The 16,989-nt window shown below is 64.1% G+C and carries 13 protein-coding genes; 10 read left to right on the top strand and 3 right to left on the bottom strand.

Annotated elements, in window-relative coordinates; all coding sequences use genetic code 11:
• Window positions 1–71 precede the first annotated feature (71 nt).
• The 5 genes from DV706_RS04545 (at window position 72) to DV706_RS04525 (ending at window position 6,143) form a co-directional block, all read left to right on the top strand.
• Window positions 72–1,286 (top strand): DUF4129 domain-containing protein, encoded by a 1,215-nt coding sequence (locus tag DV706_RS04545; protein ID WP_136350803.1) that lies wholly within the window; start codon window positions 72–74, stop codon window positions 1,284–1,286.
• Window positions 1,279–2,001, top strand: coding sequence for a DUF7269 family protein (locus DV706_RS04540; protein WP_006066314.1), 723 nt, complete (start codon window positions 1,279–1,281; stop codon window positions 1,999–2,001). The genes DV706_RS04545 and DV706_RS04540 overlap by 8 nt, the downstream gene beginning before the upstream one ends.
• On the top strand, window positions 1,998–3,410 hold the full coding sequence (locus DV706_RS04535) for a DUF58 domain-containing protein (RefSeq protein WP_006066315.1): 1,413 nt from the start codon (window positions 1,998–2,000) through the stop codon (window positions 3,408–3,410). Before DV706_RS04540 ends, DV706_RS04535 begins: the two co-directional genes overlap by 4 nt.
• Complete coding sequence (locus DV706_RS04530; RefSeq protein ID WP_006066316.1) at window positions 3,407–5,077, top strand: DUF7519 family protein; 1,671 nt, start codon at window positions 3,407–3,409, stop codon at window positions 5,075–5,077. The genes DV706_RS04535 and DV706_RS04530 overlap by 4 nt, the downstream gene beginning before the upstream one ends.
• Window positions 5,078–5,138: 61 nt before the next feature.
• On the top strand, window positions 5,139–6,143 hold the full coding sequence (locus DV706_RS04525; protein ID WP_006066317.1) for an MBL fold metallo-hydrolase: 1,005 nt from the start codon (window positions 5,139–5,141) through the stop codon (window positions 6,141–6,143).
• A 98-nt stretch (window positions 6,144–6,241) separates the two neighbouring features.
• On the opposite strand, the gene DV706_RS04520 is transcribed toward DV706_RS04525, so the two are convergent.
• The gene (locus tag DV706_RS04520) at window positions 6,242–7,195 is read right to left on the bottom strand and encodes an AAA family ATPase (RefSeq protein ID WP_006066318.1); all 954 of its coding nucleotides are present in this window, start codon (window positions 7,193–7,195) and stop codon (window positions 6,242–6,244) included.
• 143 nt (window positions 7,196–7,338) lie between these two features.
• Here DV706_RS04520 and DV706_RS04515 point away from each other — a divergent pair, with 143 nt between their 5' ends.
• The 4 genes from DV706_RS04515 to DV706_RS04500 all read left to right on the top strand — a co-directional run bounded on the left by DV706_RS04515 (window position 7,339) and on the right by DV706_RS04500 (window position 11,610).
• A complete protein-coding gene (locus tag DV706_RS04515; protein ID WP_136350802.1) occupies window positions 7,339–7,797 on the top strand; it encodes a Tfx family DNA-binding protein in 459 nt (152 codons plus the stop codon).
• A gap of 36 nt (window positions 7,798–7,833) precedes the next feature.
• Entirely contained in the window at window positions 7,834–8,505 is a 672-nt protein-coding gene (locus DV706_RS04510; protein WP_006066320.1) for a hypothetical protein, read from the top strand.
• 138 nt (window positions 8,506–8,643) lie between these two features.
• Entirely contained in the window at window positions 8,644–10,635 is a 1,992-nt protein-coding gene (locus DV706_RS04505; RefSeq protein WP_006066321.1) for a bacterio-opsin activator domain-containing protein, read from the top strand.
• A gap of 72 nt (window positions 10,636–10,707) precedes the next feature.
• Window positions 10,708–11,610: an HFX_2341 family transcriptional regulator gene (locus DV706_RS04500; protein WP_006066322.1), complete on the top strand. Its 903-nt coding sequence runs from the start codon at window positions 10,708–10,710 to the stop codon at window positions 11,608–11,610.
• A 672-nt stretch (window positions 11,611–12,282) separates the two neighbouring features.
• Here DV706_RS04500 and DV706_RS04495 read toward each other — a convergent pair.
• Entirely contained in the window at window positions 12,283–13,335 is a 1,053-nt protein-coding gene (locus DV706_RS04495; protein WP_006066323.1) for a zinc-binding dehydrogenase, read from the bottom strand.
• 57 nt (window positions 13,336–13,392) lie between these two features.
• Window positions 13,393–15,978: an efflux RND transporter permease subunit gene (locus tag DV706_RS04490; protein ID WP_006066324.1), complete on the bottom strand. Its 2,586-nt coding sequence runs from the start codon at window positions 15,976–15,978 to the stop codon at window positions 13,393–13,395.
• A gap of 182 nt (window positions 15,979–16,160) precedes the next feature.
• Here DV706_RS04490 and DV706_RS04485 point away from each other — a divergent pair, with 182 nt between their 5' ends.
• Entirely contained in the window at window positions 16,161–16,826 is a 666-nt protein-coding gene (locus tag DV706_RS04485; protein WP_006066325.1) for a hypothetical protein, read from the top strand.
• The last annotated feature ends 163 nt before the right edge of the window (window positions 16,827–16,989 follow it).

Below are 16,989 nucleotides of genomic sequence, written 5' to 3'. Positions count from 1 at the left end.
GCGTTTTTGGCAACAAGACGTAAGTATCAGTTACATCAACTGTAGCCTGATCGATGGCTGCTGGATCGAAGATGAGACGACTGTTCGTGACGACTGCCGTTCTCTGTGCGGTCTGTGGGCTCGTTCTCGCCGCGAGTGCGATGCCGATGGTGGCGTCGGAATCGCCGGCAAGTGACTTCCTCGACGGCGATTCTGGCGAACGGACGGCTGAAGGAATGGATACTGCAGTTGCACAAGACGAGCACGCAGCGGAAGGGGCTGAAATCGGGGGACAGAACAGCCTCGACAGCGATATACCGGGTGGAGCGCTCGTAGAACGCACCGTCGACAGCGAGAATCCGGTCGTCGAAGGCGCGCTGTACGGACTGGCTGCATTACTCTCCGCACTCGATGGCGACTCGAGCGCCGGCAATGACGGCAGCGTGGACGAGGCCGGTTTCGGTGACGCTGAGGAGGGGAGTACCGACGAGAGTAGCCTGGACAATGAACGCGGTGACGACGGAGGCACTGATGATGAGCCGGCGGATGAGAGCACAGCGGATGCAGACGGCGGTGACGACGGAGGCACTGATGATGAACTGGCGGACGAGAGCACCGCGGATGCAGATAACGGTGGCGATGACTCGAGTCTCGAGGATGCAATCCCCGGACTTTCCGATGGTGTGGTACTGGGTGGGCTCATTGTGGGTGGCCTCCTGCTCATTGCCTACGTCTTCGCCACGCGATCGAACCCGATCGCCACGTTGCTCTCGATTCCCGGACGGCTCGTTTCGGTCGCGCTTTCGGCTGTCGTTGCCTGCTCGCAGGCGCTCGAGCGGGCGATCCGGGCGCTGGGCAGGCTGCGGTCGGTCGCCGAGTTGCCGGGGCTCGTGATGGCGACGCTCGTACATGTGTTCCACACGGCAGGAAAACGGGTTCGAAACACCGGTTCGTCGCTGTTTGGCGGCGGGGTCGACGATTCGGCACCCGACGAGGAGGAATATGCCAGCGCACGTCAGCGGATCAGACAGGCGTTCGAGAGTGTGATCGATGCCTCACGGATGCCCCGTGGACGCGTCGCCACGGCGACACCAACGGACGTCGCCCGCAGTGCCCGTGATGCCGGTGCGCCCGACGACCCGGTCGAGACGATTACCCACACATTCCGTGATGTGGAGTATGGGGATCGTGACCCTGAAGCCCACCTCGAGCGGACGACGACTGCACATAACCAGCTTCGTTCGGCACTCGAGGCGACCCCAGACGAAGACGGAGCCGACGACCGTGGGGCCGATACCGATGAGTAGAACGCCGTCGACGACGGGACTCGTGCTGGGAACGCTCCTCGCGACGATCCTGGTTGCGGTCGGTGCAGTCGTCGCCGTTCGGCCGGAACTCCTCCTCGAGCCGGTGCCTGAACTCGAGGCGCTGCTTGCGGCCGTCGATCCCGAGCTCGTCGTTCTCGGACTCGCCGTGGTGTTCGTGCTGTTCGCGCCAACGCTCGGGATCGCTGGACGGCGTCGCTCGTCGTCGACGACTGCACTCGTCGCCCCAGACGCTCTGACCGAGACCGAGCCGCGATTCGATGATGGCTCTCCCCGGTCCGACCGACAGCCCGTTGTCGGCGCGACGGCCGAGGAACTGGTCACTGTGGCGACGGCGTACGACGATGAACCGCGTGCCAGTCGCGAGGAGGCACGGATGGCCCTCCTCGAGTCGCTTCGTCGAATCGCGGCGACTGCCTACGGAACTCACACCGGACGTGCCGACGACGCGATGGCGGCAATCGAAGCCGGGACGTGGACTGACGATCCGCGTGCTGCTGCCTTCCTCGCGACCGCGGACGGGCCGCGGATTCCGCTGTGGCTCTGGCTGATCGACCTCGTAAGTACCGGCGAGCCGTTCGAACGGAGCCTCGAGCGGACAATCGAGGAGATCGATCGATTGCAATCAACGACGGGTTCGGGAACACCGACGGAGACGACACCACGAAATGCCGAGATCGAGGGGGTGTCGTCGTGACCGAAACGAGCCGACAGGCACGCTGGCAGGCCGCGCTCATCGGTGCGCTGACAGCGAGTTTGCTCGCGATCGTGCTCGGCGTTCCGTCGCTGTTTTTCCTCGCAATCGTTGCGCTGGGGTTCGTCCTCGTCGGGCAGGCGAGTTCGACACCCATACTAGGTTCGGATACCAATACCGACAGTGCCGACACGGCCGAGACCGGGACTGAGACCGATGCTGACACCGGCGGTCCGGTTCGACTCGAGCGAACGCTCGGGGAAACCCGTCTTCGGCCCGGCGAGTCGGTGACGGTGACGCTGTCGGTGACGAACGAGGGGACGCGAGTCCTGCCGGATGTTCGTATCGCCGACGACCCGCCGGCGGACGTGGCAGTAACGCATGGCTCCCCCGCGTTCGCAACGGCTGTTTCGCCGGGTGAGACGGTCACACACGAGTACGAACTCACCCCACCGCGAGGCGAGCACGAGTTCGGCCCGGCGACGCTGCGGCTACGTTCGCTTCCGGCGACGGCTGTCACGACCGACGAACGCGAACCGGACGGCGACACGACGTTCGCCTGCGAGACGCTGCTCGATGGGTTCCCGTTTCAGGACCGAACGATCCAGTTCGTCGGACAGACGCCGACCGACGACGGCGGTAGCGGCATCGAGTTCTTTTCGACCCGTGACTATCGCCGTGGCGACCCGATCAACCGGATCGACTGGCACCGATTCGCCCGGACTGGTGACCTCGCGACCGTCGAGTACCGCGAGGAACGGGCCGTGACGATCGTCTTCGTTATCGACGATCGCCTGACTCACCACCGCGAGACTCCCGGTGGCGGTCCCGACTCGTTCGATCTTACCCTGTACGCCGCCTCGCGTGGCGTCGTCGCCTCGCTCGAGAACGGCAACCGAACCGGATTAGCGACACTGTCAGGGGAAGCGTGGATCGAGCCGGGTGCCGGAAGCGACGTCCGCCGACGGATCGACGCTGTCCTCGAGGACACCCGGTCTCCTGCTTCTGAATCGGCTGTCGACGATCCCCGCGCCGTTGCTGACGGCGGTGAGCAACCAACAGCGAACGCGTCCACTGATGGGGATGCACTCGCGACCGACCTCGAGCGGCGGCTGCCACGCCGGGCACAGGTCGCGTTCTGTACGCCACTGCTCGACGACGAGGCGGTCGATCTCGTCGAGACGCTGCGGAGCCATGGCCGTTCAGTGACAGTTATTACACCCGACGTGGCCGCTGGTCTCGCAACGGCGTCACCTTCGATGGGTGCCCGGATCGCCGGCCTCGAGCGGGCAAACCGAACGGCTGCTCTCCGCGGTCTCGGGGTGACCGTCGTCGACTGGAATCTCGACGATCGGATCTCGATCGCACTCGCGCGGGCGTTTCGGGCCGGTACTGGGGGTGGTGCGGCGTGACGCCCGACTCGATTACCGGGACTGGAACTGACCGTGGCCAGGAGGGGACGAGCGCTCGCTCGCGTCGGTCGGTCGCCCTCGAGACGGGAAAATACGCGCTGACGGCGGGCAGGCGGGGGCTCTGGCGGGCACTCGCTCGCCCGACCGCAAGCGATGTGGTGATGATCGCGTGCACGCTCGCGATTGGGATCGGGATCGGCTCGCGGCTCGTCGGGTTCGAACTGGCCGCCCTCGCGATGGGTGCCGGACTCGGCGCGGCGATGGTGACGATGTTGCTTGGGAGCACACGTCCGCTCGTTCGTGGGCTCGGCGGCGTGCTCGTGGTCCCCGTTTCGGTACTGTTCTCCTCTCCCGCATTGCTGGCTGGTGCGCTCGTGCTTACGTCCTCGGGCATCGGCGTCGTGTCTGCCCTCACCGTCTGGGCGCTCGTCATCGCCGCGTTTGCGGCGGGCGTTGCCCCCTGGAATCGACTCGGAAACGGTGGCGTCCGCCGCGGTGCAACGGGGACGACGCTCGCTGCACTCGGCGTGGTCGGCGTCGTCGCTCTCCGGGTAGCCCCCGAGTCGGCCGTTCGCGACCGCACCAGCGCTGCCGTGGTCGACGTACTGGGGGTTGCTGGCGACGCCGTCATCGCCGCAAACGACTCGTGGGCGGTCGTCTCCTTTGCCGGCCTAGTGCTGCTCGCGGCGCTCATCTCGAGTCGGGCGCTTCGATATCTTCCGTTCGAGCGGATCGTCCCGCCCGATCGTCGTGGCTCGCTCGCAGCCGGCATCGCGCGGCTTCGGTGGGTCTGCTCGCGCGTGAGCCGTGTTGCGCTCGTCCTGGTGATCGTGGCAGTTGCCGCGTCGTCGGTAAGCGCGCGGTTCGAGACGAGACCGGTGACGCCCGCGGAACTGCAGACGGGGCTCCCCGCACCCGTCGGTACGGGGCTCGCAACGCTGGTGACGGCGTCGGGGCTGCGATTCGTGTTGGTTGTCCTCACTGCCGTCGCGCTCGCACTCCTGGGCCTCGAGTGGGGCCGTCGGCTCCTCGGTCGGAACGTCGCTCGCGTCTGTGCCCGCCTGCTCGCTCCGGTTGTCGGCGGGGCCGCTGTCACGCTCGTCGTTGCACAGGCACTGTCCGGGAGGGCACTCGAGACAGACCTCGAGGGAGCACTCGAGGGAGCGGTTCCGCCGTCGGTGGTCGAGTTGATCGGGGCGTTCCCGGCGTTTGCGTTGGCGGCGGCCGTGCTCGTGGTGACGCTGACCGTTCTCGGATCGATGTTATGGTTTGTTACTGTGGTACGCACGTTCCGGATCCTGCCCCCGCAAGCGATCGGAGCTGCGCTCGCGGCCGGTGCGGTGGGTGTCCTTGCGGTCGGGCTCGCGATCGCCGGACAGGTCGAGCCCGCGATCCTCACGGCAACGGGGGCGTTCGTGCTGTGGGACATCGGCGAGTACGCCGACGGCGTTCGAACGGAACTGGGCAGTGGGGCGGCGACGCTGCGGGCTGAACTCGTCCACATCGGCGGCGCGGTGTTAACCGGGGCGGTCGTCGCCGTCGCGACCGTGGCCTGTTACCGGTGGGCGATGCGAGAACTCACGATCACGACGCCGGCACACGCGGCGGTTACCGTCGGAACGGGGCTGCTCGCCGTCGTCCTCGTTGTGTGGGCGTTGCGAGGCTAATCACTGCCAACTGCTCGCGAGTCTCACAACAGTTTTCACGTTTTCCGTGTGGTATACTGACATGGAGCGAATATCCTTGTCGAACTCCGCATTCGAGGGCAACAACAACACGTATCTCTTTAACGACGGGCCGGAGACAGTCCTGATCGATACGGGCGACTGGATGGCGACGACACGCGAGCAACTCGAGGCCGCGTTCGACGAGCGTGAGCTCGAGTTTTCGGATATCGATCGCATTTTTCTCACACACTGGCACGGCGACCACACGGGGCTGGCAGGCGAGTTACAGGCCGCAAGCGGGGCCAACGTCTACGCCCACGCCGCCGATGCACCGCTCATCGAAGGCGACGAGGACGCGTGGGCCGAGCTGTCCGACCTGCAAGAGCAGTACTTCGAGCAGTGGGGGATGCCCGAATCCAAGCGGGACGTCCTTCGGGAGGTGTTGGCTGGCGGGAAGCCGACGGGCGAGTCACCAACGGTGACGGCCTTCGAAGACGGCGAGACGTTTTCGGTCAACGGCACCGATCTCGAGGTCGTCCACACCTCGGGCCACGCCGCGGGACTCTGTATGTTCGAACTCACACGAGATGGCCGCCGTGAGGTCGTCTCCGGGGATGCGTTGCTGCCAGTCTATACGCCGAACGTCGGCGGCGCGGACGTCCGCGTGGAGCGCCCGCTCGAGAAGTACCTGCGTGCACTGCAGGGGATCGTCGACGCCGACTACGACCGGGCCTGGCCGGGCCATCGCGATCCGATTGACGACCCGGTCACACGCGCGCAGTACATCATCGACCACCACGAGGAACGGTCGTGGCGGGTGCTCGACGCCCTCGACCGGAAGGGACCCTGTGATACTTGGACGGTCAGCGACGACCTGTTTGGCGACCTCGAGAGCATTCACATCCTTCACGGTCCTGGCGAGTCCTACGCCCACCTAGAACACGTAGAGCGGGCCGGCACCGTCGTCAGAGAGGGCACCGAGTACCGGCTTGCCGACGGCGTCGCCGACGAACTCGCGACGATAGACGCGGACCGCTGGCCACTCGAGTACTCTCGCAGCCACTGAACGTCACTGCACACCAGGTCGCATGGCGGCTATGCGATCTGTGTGTCCATCGGTTCAGTTGTTACTAAAGTGGCATCGCAAGCCTGGCCGAGAGGGGACTAGTCACCCATCGACGGCACCGGAACGCTGTTGACCGCTCCCTCGACGATTGTTCGCGGATCGACACCGCGGACGGCCGCCTCCGTCGTCAGAACGATTCGATGATCCAGCACGGGGTGAACAACCGTATGAACGTCTTCAGGGGCGACGTACTCCCGATCCGCGAGCACGGCGCGAGCACGACTCGCCTCGAACAGCCGTTGGAGTCCACGGGGAGAGATCCCGACGTCAACGCGGTCGTCCTCGCGGGTCGCCCGACAGACGTCGACCAGATACGCCCGAATCGCCGGATCGACGCTGATCGTCTCCGGAACCGCTTGCAGATCGAGTACCGACTTTCGGTCAACGATGCTTTCGACCGTTGGCGTCCGCGAGTGCCGGTCCGCCCGCCGGTCGAGCAACTCAAGGTCGCCGTCGCGGTCGGGGTAACCCATTTTCGTTTTGATCATAAAGCGGTCGACCTGCGCTTCGGGGAGCGGGAACGTCCCCTCCTGCTCGACCGGGTTCTGGGTAGCGATAACGATGAATGGGTCCGGCAGCTCGCGGGTCTCACCACCGATCGAAACCTGGCGTTCACCCATCGCCTCGAGCAGGGCAGCCTGGGTCTTCGGCGGGGCACGGTTGATCTCGTCGGCCAGCACGACGTTTGCAAAGATGGGGCCGGCTTCGAACGAGAACTCCCCGGCGTGTTCGTCGTAGATGTGCGTGCCGGTGATGTCGGCCGGCAGCAGGTCCGGTGTGAACTGAATCCGTGTAAACTCGAGATCGAGTGCCGTTGCCAACGATCGTGCGGTCAGGGTCTTTCCGGTTCCCGGGACGTCCTCGAGGAGGACGTGACCCTGGCCAACGACGGCGGTTAGAATAGTCTCGAACAGGTCCCCTGCACCGATGACGGCGGTTCCAATCTCGTCGCGGACGTCGTCGCACGTTTCGGCGGCCGCAGCAACGTTCATGTTCGATGAACAGTCACGCGATCGATATATACGGTTCGGCCGTTTCCAGAACAGACCGGGGAAGCTTTGATCCCGCCGCCGTCTTACTATTTATATATGGACGCACGCGAAATTCGGTGGTACCGAAAGTGGAGGCGGTCGCCGTGATCGACGAGGTCGAGGAACTCCTCGAGGAGATCGGGTTCGAACCGGAGACGAGCGTGCTGACCCACCGACAGGCACAGGTGCTCGTGTTGCGCGAGCGCGGGATTTCACAGGCCGACATCGCCGATGCACTCGGAACGTCACGAGCGAACGTCTCCTCGATCGAGTCGAGCGCCAGAGAGAACTTGTCGAAAGCTCGCGAGACCGTCGCCTTCGCGGAAGCGCTCCGAGCGCCAGTTCGTATCCGCGTTCCTGCTGGAACCGACCTCTATGACGTGCCACAGCTCGTTTATGAGGCCTGCGACGAACAAGGTGTCAAGGTCGACTACACTGCACCGGAGCTCATGAAAGCCGTCAGTGACGCTGCCGGCGCCGCGGTCACGGGACGGAAAATCTCGACACCGCTGATCGTCGGCGTCACTACGGAGGGCATGGTTCGGGTCCGTCACCAGGAGTGAACGCCGTCGCTCGAGCGACCGCCAGACCGAAAGGTGATGATCGCGTACTGCCGCGTGATGCCGTCCGATCTGCCGGAGCCGTTGGCCACCTCGTGGCGCCCGCTTGGAACTCGAACGGGGCAGATGAACGTCCTCGTTCTCTCGATTACTGCAGAGACAACGCTGTACGAACCCGTCGAACCCGCTGTCCGAGGGACAACAGTCGGCGCAAGCGAAATACCGGTCCGCTCGCTGTTTACCGTCGACCTCTCGTTTTCGCCACCACTCCCGAACGTCGGTATCCCGCCGTCGTCGGTCTTCTCGCAGGCAGCACCGAAAGCAAAACGCCAGTTTGTTAACACGATCGAAGACGAGGGGCTGGTCATCGACGGCACGCGAACCACCCTCGAGTTCGAAGCGACGAACGGGGAGTCAGGGATCTGGTACGTCCTTGACGTGGGCTACCCCGTCGATCCTGACCTGCTGGGGACCGAAATCGGCCCGATCGATGCTGAGGTTCACGTCGCCGTCTGGCCGACTGAGACGAGCTATGGGATGGCCGGCGGTACGGTCCCTCTCGAGAGCGTTGCCGACGTCGTCGGCGAGACGGAACTGGCCGCCGCCGATCTGCCAGCCGACATCGAGGTCGCTCCGGACTGTGACCGCGAGACGATCGCAGAACTGGTCCGGACGATCGACCTCGAGTCCGACGACGAGACAGCGGGGTAACGACTGGTCTCGGCGATCGCTGGCGACAGCACTCGGCTCCGTTCGACGCCGAGTCTCGGGTTGTCGAGTCGCGCCACTGGATCGCTGTGTAACCCTGTCAATCGCTAGGCTTTTGGGATTGGCTAGCAGGGGACTGGTATGGGAGATAAACGGCGACCGGTCGATCCCGCCGCCGGACTGGAATCCGACTCAAGCGCCGACCTCGAGGACGCGTTCGACCGGATCTCCGACGCCGCCTACTCTCTCGATTACGAGTTACAGTCTATCGCCGTCAACGACCGTGCCAGGGCGCTTTTCGGTCGGACTGGCGATGATGAGACGACTGCTGTCGCGGCATCGACGACCGAGACCATTCGATCGCTTTTCGGGGATGCACACGAACGCGCCCTCGAGTCCCAGCAGCCGATTATAGTCGAACAGCTCCACGACACCACAGGGACGTGGCTCGAGGCGCGGTGTTATCCGGACGAGACGGGTGTGACGGTCCTCGTTCGCGAGATCACCGGGCGCAAGGAACGAGAGCAGACTCTCGTCGACGGAAACAGACGGCTTCGGTCGATCGTTCAGGATGCACACGATGCGATCCTCATCAGTGACGACGACGGCGAAATCGTCGCTGCCAACCCGGCCGCAAGCGAGCTGCTCGGACTCGAGTGCTCGGCGCTGTCCGGGCGCTCACTCGAGGAGTTCGTTCACGACGACTACGATGTCGAGTCGGCCTGGACGGCCCTCCGCGAGCAGGGACGGCTTCGCGACTCGGTCTCGCTGAGTCGGCCCGACGGCACGGAACGGATCGTCGAGTACAACGCTGTCGCCGACGTACTGCCCGGCTCCCATCTCACCATCTTTCGGGACGTCACCGACAATCGCCGTCGTGAACGCCAACTCGATCGCCAGCGCGAACGGCTGGCGGCGCTCGATCACGTCAACCACGTCGTCCGCGAGATCAACGACGCGATCGTCGACGGCTCAAACAGAGCCCAACTCGAGCGGGTCGCCTGCGAATCGCTGGCCGATTCGCCGTCGTACGAGTTCGCCTTTATCGCGGACGTCGACGCCAGATCGAAACAGATCACACACCGTGTCGAGGCAGGAATCGACGACTACGTCGAGACGATTCCGCTGTCGACGGACGCCGACGACCCTGCCGGCCGTGGACCGGCAGGAACGGCGATTCGAACCGGGACGATGCAGGTGTCAAACGACGTCCTCTCGGATCCGTCGTTCGAGCCCTGGCATGAGGACGCCCGCGAGCACGGCTACGCCTCGGCGGCGGCGATCCCGATCACACACGACGACATCCTCTACGGCGTCCTTGGCGTGACGAGTGCCCGCCGGAACGCGTTCACCGACGAGGAACAGGACGTTATCGGCCAGCTCGGAGACATTCTGGGCCACGCGATCGCCGCCCTCGAGCGACGGCGCGTGCTGTTGGGTGAGGAACTGATCGAACTCGAACTCGTGATCGACGACGCCGTCGAGATTTTCGACGGCCCCTCGATGAGCGGCCGCTCGGTCTGGTTCGACCGTGTCATCAGGATCGACGACGAGCAGTATCTCGAGTACGGGACCACAGCCGCCGAGACGTTTCCAGTGGTGGAAACCCTCGTCGAGTCAGTTTCACACTGGGATGGCGTAACCGTGATCGACAAATCGGCCGGCGAGGTGACCTTCGAGCTGACGATCAGCGAACCGCCGATGATCGGCGTCATCGACGCCTACGGCGGCTACGTCAAGTCGGCAGCCATCGAGGACGGCGACTACACCACGACGGTGCGCTTTTCGACCGGAACGGACGTTCGAGATGTCGTCGACGAGATCACCGCGGTGTATCCCGGGATGCGGACCGTCGCCCGCCGACAGGTCACGCCCCCGAGGGAATCGATCGAACAGCTTCAGACCCGGCTGGCGGAGACGCTGACCGACCGCCAACAGGTGGCCCTCAAAACGGCCTACTACGGCGGCTACTTCGAGTGGCCGCGTCACAGCTCCGGCGAGGAGGTCGCCAACGCGATGGGCGTGACACCCGCGACGTTTCACGAACACCTCCGGGAAGCGCAGCGAAAACTCATCACCGCGATCCTCGAGGAGCCGACGCTGCTCGACCGGGACCAGTCCGACGATCCCTGATCGCCGAGACCGTGACCCACGCTACTCTCAACGTGGCGGGATTGATTACGATGTCGTGTCTACGTATCGCGTATGCAAACACATATTGTTCCGGTCGGCTTCGACTACGACCGGCTGATCGCGCCACTGGTTCGCGATCAGATCGACGTCGATAGCGTCATTTTGCTCGAGGGTGCCGTCGGCAGCGAGGCCAACGTCGAGTACTCTCGCCGGCTCTCGAAGAAACTCGAGACGGACTTTCGAAACCTGTTAGGGGCGAGTACGGAACGGTTCGTGCTGGCTGACGTCTACGATTACGACGCCGCCTTCGAGCAGGCCTACGAGCTCATCACCGCCGAACTCGACGCCGGCAACGAGGTCTGGGTCAACGTCGCCGCCATGCCACGTACCGTCAGCTTCGCCTTTGCGAACGCGGCCCACTCGCTGATGGTCGAGCGCCAAGACGACCGCGAGCACATCCACACCTACTACACCGCCCCCGAGAAGTACCTCGAGACGGAACTCGCCGAGGAACTACGCGAGCAGATCACGCTGCTCGAGGAACTCAACGGCGCCGACGACCTCGAGGATGATCGAGTCGATGACCGCCTCGAGAGCGCACGGGATCTCCTCTCGGAGTTCGACGAACGCGGGACGACGATCGGTGCGAAGGAGATCGATGGCGGACACATCGTCGAGTTGCCCGTCGCGTCGTTCTCGAACGTCAAACCCTTCGAGGAACTTATTCTGTACAAACTCGGCGAGGACGGCGAGTTCGACTCGGTCTCGGAGCTCGCTGAAGCGCTTGCTCGCGAACTGAACGAAGAGTATACTGACAGTTTCCGTTCGAAAGTGATCTACAACGTCGATCGACTCGGTCCCGGCGGCAAAGGCTACATCGAACGCGAAGAACACGGGAAATCCTACCGGACGCGCCTTTCACGTATCGGCGAATTGTGGGTTCGGGCCCACTCCGATAGCGGCCTCGAGCAGTAACAGGTCGGAAGAACACGGTTTCTCACCTCGAGTTGCACGTATCGTCGTCGGCCTCCGGTGGCCACGAGCCTCGTCGTCGAATCTCGTTATCGTCAGTAGATTGTAGCGCGGTTTCTTCATTCAGAATTATACCTGAAACTGAATCAGACAGTTGGATCACTACACGTGCCAACCTTTTGCTCTGCGTGCGGTCGCGAAGCGACCGCACTCGGCAAAACGTTGATGAAAAGCACGGCGTCACCCCCTCAGCCGCGCCGTTGGCGCGGCTTCGAGGGATTCCTTGGCCCGCTCGCTCACTCCGTTCGCTCGCGGTTGCTAGTGATACCGTCTCAGCCTCCACTGAACTCGAGTTTCACAAGCCACTTTGAATAAAGAAACCTATTATAAACTACTGTTATGGCGACCACGCTGTCGTCGGCATCTACCAGGTCACACCGTCCGGCGGACGCTCGTCGCGGCCGGCGGCGGCCTCACACTCGGCTACGACGCCCTGTGCCCGTGACCTTCGCTGGCCGATTCTCGAGGATCATCGCTGAAAGGCTGCTGATTCCCGGGAAGTGACACACCAGAACTGACGACGCGGCCGTAGGATCATCTGGACGACTGTTCGTCGGTGCCGGCAACCGCGAACCGTCCCGCGAGTGCGCCGGCACACCGGCACAGGGGGCCGTCTCACTCGAAGTGGATCAGCGGCTTGATGATCCCGTCTTCTTTCTTGTCCATCATCTCGAAGGCGTCCTCGATCTCGTCGAACTCGAACTCGTGGGTCGTCATCTCGGTCGGATCGACCCGGTCGTTCTCGAGCAGTCGCAGTAGTCGTTCGATACGGAGCCGGCCGCCCGGACAGAGGTCGGTGACGATGTCGATCTCGGCCATCCCGACGCCCCACTCCTCGCGGGGGATGTGCCGGAACTCGCCCTCGCCATGGTAGCCGACGTTCGAGATGGTCCCGCCAGGCTTGACGGCCTTGATACAGTCCTGAAAGGTCTGATCGGTTCCGAGCGCTTCGATGGCGGCGTCGACGCCCTCGCCGTCGGTGTGGTCCATGATCGCCTCGATCGGATCGACTTCCTGGAAGTCGACGACGTGGTCAGCACCGTAGGTTCGGGCAAGCTCTTGGCGCTTGTCGACTGTTTCGACGGCGATGATCTCGCCGGCGCCCTGTAACTCGGCCCCCTTCGTCGCCATCAGCCCAACCGGTCCCTGGGCGAAGACGGCGACAGTTCCACCGACCGGAATGTCGGCGTTTTCGGCCGCGGCGAACCCGGTCGACATCATGTCCGTCGTGTACAGTGCCTCGTGATCGCTGACGTCGTCTGGAATGTGTGCTAGGTTCCCGTCGGCGTCGTTGACGTGGGCGTACTCAGCGAACGTCCCGTCTTTGACGTTCGCGAACTTCCAGCCGCCAAGCGCCCCGTTCGACTGCGAGGAGTGGCCGTCCTGTGCAGCTTTCGAGTTCCAGTCGGGCGTAATCGCGCCGACAGCGACGCGGTCGCCGGGCTCGAAGTCGCTCACGGAGTCGCCGACCTCCTCGACGACGCCGACAACCTCGTGGCCCAGCGTGAGGTTCTCGCGATCGCCGATCGCCCCGTGGACGGTGTGGCAGTCCGAGGTGCAGATCAGCCCCTTCGTGGGCTTGAGGATCGCGTCCGCCGGTCCCGGCTCCGGCGGCTCCTTCTCCGTAATTCCCGTCTCGCCGATCCCATCCATGACAAATGCGTTCATGCTCATTGTGCGCTATCTCGGACACCGCCGACCAGTAAAAAGATTTCAGCGACTAACTCACGCACTAACGCGCTCGAGCACTCGTTCACGAAGCACGAGCAGACACGGCAACACGGTGAGACAGGCGATAAACGCGAAGATGATGCTCAGGCCAGTCACCAGTCCGAACCGCTGCAGCGGTGGCGCAAGTGCCAGCGCGAGGACGCCGAAGCCGGCGGCCGTCGTCGCCGCACTCCCCAGCAACGCTCCGCCAGTGCCGGTGATCGTCGCCGCAAGGGCCTCCTCGAGTGACGCGCGCTCGTCTCGTTCTGCGATAAACCGTTCGCCGACGTGGATGCTGTAGTCGACGCCGAGGCCGATCGCGAGGCTCGTGATCACTGCGGTCTCGCTGTTGAACGGAAGATCTAGTAGCGCCATCGTTCCGAGCAGCCATGCGAGCGCGGCGACGACGGGTGCAAGCGTGATCGCCCCGAGCGAGATCGCGCGGTGGCGCACCCAGTAGAGCACCGTCAGGAAGACCAGGATCACCACCAGTGTGACGGCAAAGGCCTGCACGAGCGTCTCGAGCAGCGCATCCTGGACGACGGCCGTCGTCACGGGCCCACCCGTCGCAATCGCCGTGATGACGCCGCTGTCACTAATCGCAGCTGCCACGTCGCGGGTGTCGTTGGCGACGGTCTGGGCGGCGGCGTCACCTTGCACGTCCACGAGGAGCCGTGCTGACTCGTACCCGCCGTCGTCGCCACGGTAGAGGACGTCTGATGCACGATCCGGATCGACCTCGAACAGCACGTCGTAGAAGCCGGCGACGTCCTCGTTCGGCAGGCCGTCATCGTTCGTATCGCGTTCCTCGAGAGCGGCAGCGACGGTTTCGTTCTCGGCTGCGAGTTCTCGGATCACTGCTGGCGGGCCATCGATGGCTGCTTGCCCGCCTGGCCGAACGATGATCGTTCCGTCGCTGTCGACGTCACGGATCGCGTCGTCCATCGCGACGAGCGCGTCCGGATCCGTGACGTCCCCGCGTATCAGTATCTGTGTCTGACTCCCCTCGCCACGGTCGGCGAAGTTCGCGCCGAGATACGCGGCGTCGTCGCTAATCGTGTAGGTCCCTGTCGCGAGCGGTCCGGGGAGTGATTTGGCCCACTCGGGGGCGTCTTCGGGGAGGAAATCCGCCTGGTTGAACTCCGTGTCGATCCCCGTTGCGCCGTATGCACCGCCGACGGCCAGGAGGAGCGCGACGAACACGATTCCAAGCGGTGCCCGACGAGCCACTGTGACGAACTTCGAGAGCACGCGGTTGACGACGCTGGTGCCCGTCCCGAACGGTGGTTTCGCTCGGTTGCGGTCGAACCGGGTCTCGAGGACGTCGTCGACAGTCACCTTGAGCGCGGGCACCAGGACGGCGAAAGCGACGAACGTCGCGAGGATCCCACCGGCGCTCAAGATCGCGAAGTCCTGAATCGCCGGCAGCGGGCTGACGACGTTCGAGAGGAAGCCGACGCCCGTCGAGACGGTCGCTGCAGCGAGTGCGAGCACGACGCCCGTGAGTCCGAGCGTCATCCCTGCGCGTGCGCCGATGATCGATCCACCGTCGCTCGCAGCCCTCGCTTGCGCCTCGCTCGAGGCCTCGAGTTCGCCGGCTCTGGCCTCCCGATAGCGCATCACGACGTGGAGTGCGTAGTCGATACTCAGCCCGATCAGGAGGAAGGGGACGGCGATCAACAGCTGACTCGAGGGAATCTCGAGCCAGCCCTGAATGCCCGCGAGCCACGCCATCACGACGGCGATGCCGAACAGTCCGATGAGGACGTCGACGACGTCTCGGTACGTGATCGCGAGCACACCGAGGACGAGCACGAGCGCGACGGGCGTGATGATCGCGAAGCTGTCACCGACCGCGCTTGCCGACGCCGCGTCGGTGATCCCCTGCCCGAAGACGAAGGCGTCGTCGAATCGCTGGTCGACGAGGTCGGCGATCTCGACTTGTGCGTCGTAGGCTGCCTGTGGGTCCTCGTCGGGGCCGCTGTCGTCGACCTGGAAGATGAACGTGATCCGCGATTCAGCCTCGGTCGAGCCCGGTTCGTAGTTCGTCGGCAGGAACTCGTAGGCGTCCTCCCCACCCTGCTCGGCGTCAGGGTCGAGCACGTCAGCAAGCAGCGCCTCGACGTCCTCGTCAGAGCGGTCCTCGAGTGCGGCGATCTGTTCCTCGAGGGTCGGCTCGCTCGTGTCCGGCGGCCCCCCGGCAGCGGCCCGATCCTCGAAGACCGCACCCGTCGCGACGATGTTCTCGAGGCCGACGAAGCCCTCGTCCTCGAGTGTGGCGTTCAACTCGTCGTTCTCGCGGATCTCCTGTTGGAGGCGCAACCCCTCGAGTAACGACTCGCGAGTGAGGACGTCACCGCCCTCATCGCGGACGACGAGTTGGGCGACGACCCCGTCGTCGGTGCCGTAGGTCGCATCGATCTCCTCCAAGGCATCGGTCTCTTCGGAGTCAGTCTCGAACTGGCCGATCTCACCGTCCTCGCTGTCGCCGAAGGCGACGCCAGCGGCGACGACGGCGGTCAGCAGTAAGACGAGGACGACGACGAGCCGGCTATGCGAGACGATCGTGTCCGCGTATCGGGCTGCAATGGACCCGCTCATCGGTCACCCCCGTTGGTCTGTTGGACACCTGAGTGGAGAGGAATCCGTCCGACGGGCTGGCCAGACTCTCCCGATGGCGTCCGCGCAACAATATCAGGAAACGAATGCATTGGCAGTCATTCGGACCGGGAGAGTCATAGCAGTTCGGATCGTATCGGGTGTTGTATAATCGATATCCGATTATGAATTCCGACATCGACCGCGAACGCGGTGTGTTGAGTCCCGCAGATCGAGCCTATCTGCTCGGCGAGCGGGAGATGAGCCACGAGCAGTCAAAACGCAACGCCGAGGCACGCATCCGACGGCGGATTCACGCAGCGGTGCTCGATTTCGACCTGCTTTTGCATACGCTCCCGGAGAAGGATCGCAAACAGCTCTTCGTCCAGACAACGACCGACGACGCGTTTTTGGACGGCCTGCGAGCACTGGTTGCCTTTCTCTATCTCGGCACCGAAACGTACGGCGTCGACTTCGAGGATGTACTCGAGCCCGCGATCCGAAGCTCCGAGGAGTACCTCGCGGCGACCGACCGCGAGGCGAACGTCTCAGTCGACGTCACCTTCGGCGTCGAGACGACAGTCGAATCCTCACTCGAGGGCGTTGCCGCGCGACTGGACGCCGACGAACCCGTCACACCCAGAGAGCTGTTCTCGCTCGTCATGCAAGGGACGTACGACGCACGCAGCCACGACCGGATCACGCTGGTCAGGACCGACGACGAGCAGACGCCCGATGGCTTCCTCGAGCGACTGGCGTCGTATCTCGACGGCGAACTCAGATCCGTCAGTGACTCGCGAGCAGTGATTCGCCTCGAGGGGATGGCTGCGGATGCGGACGACCAGTGTTGAGACTGCCGAACAACAGTCAGTAACCGCTCGATCTCGTCTCATGGCCCGTCGCCTCCAGCGACGATCGTTCGCGTACGATCAGTGCGTGAATGATTTTATGAAACGGCCACGGGACGGACAGGGCTGTGAACCGACGCCGGGACGACGAAACACCTAACACCGT

The organism is Natronorubrum bangense (assembly GCF_004799645.1).
Classification (GTDB): domain Archaea; phylum Halobacteriota; class Halobacteria; order Halobacteriales; family Natrialbaceae; genus Natronorubrum; species Natronorubrum bangense.
Note: the sequence above shows the minus strand (reverse complement) of the source record. Positions and strands in the feature narration are given on the sequence as shown.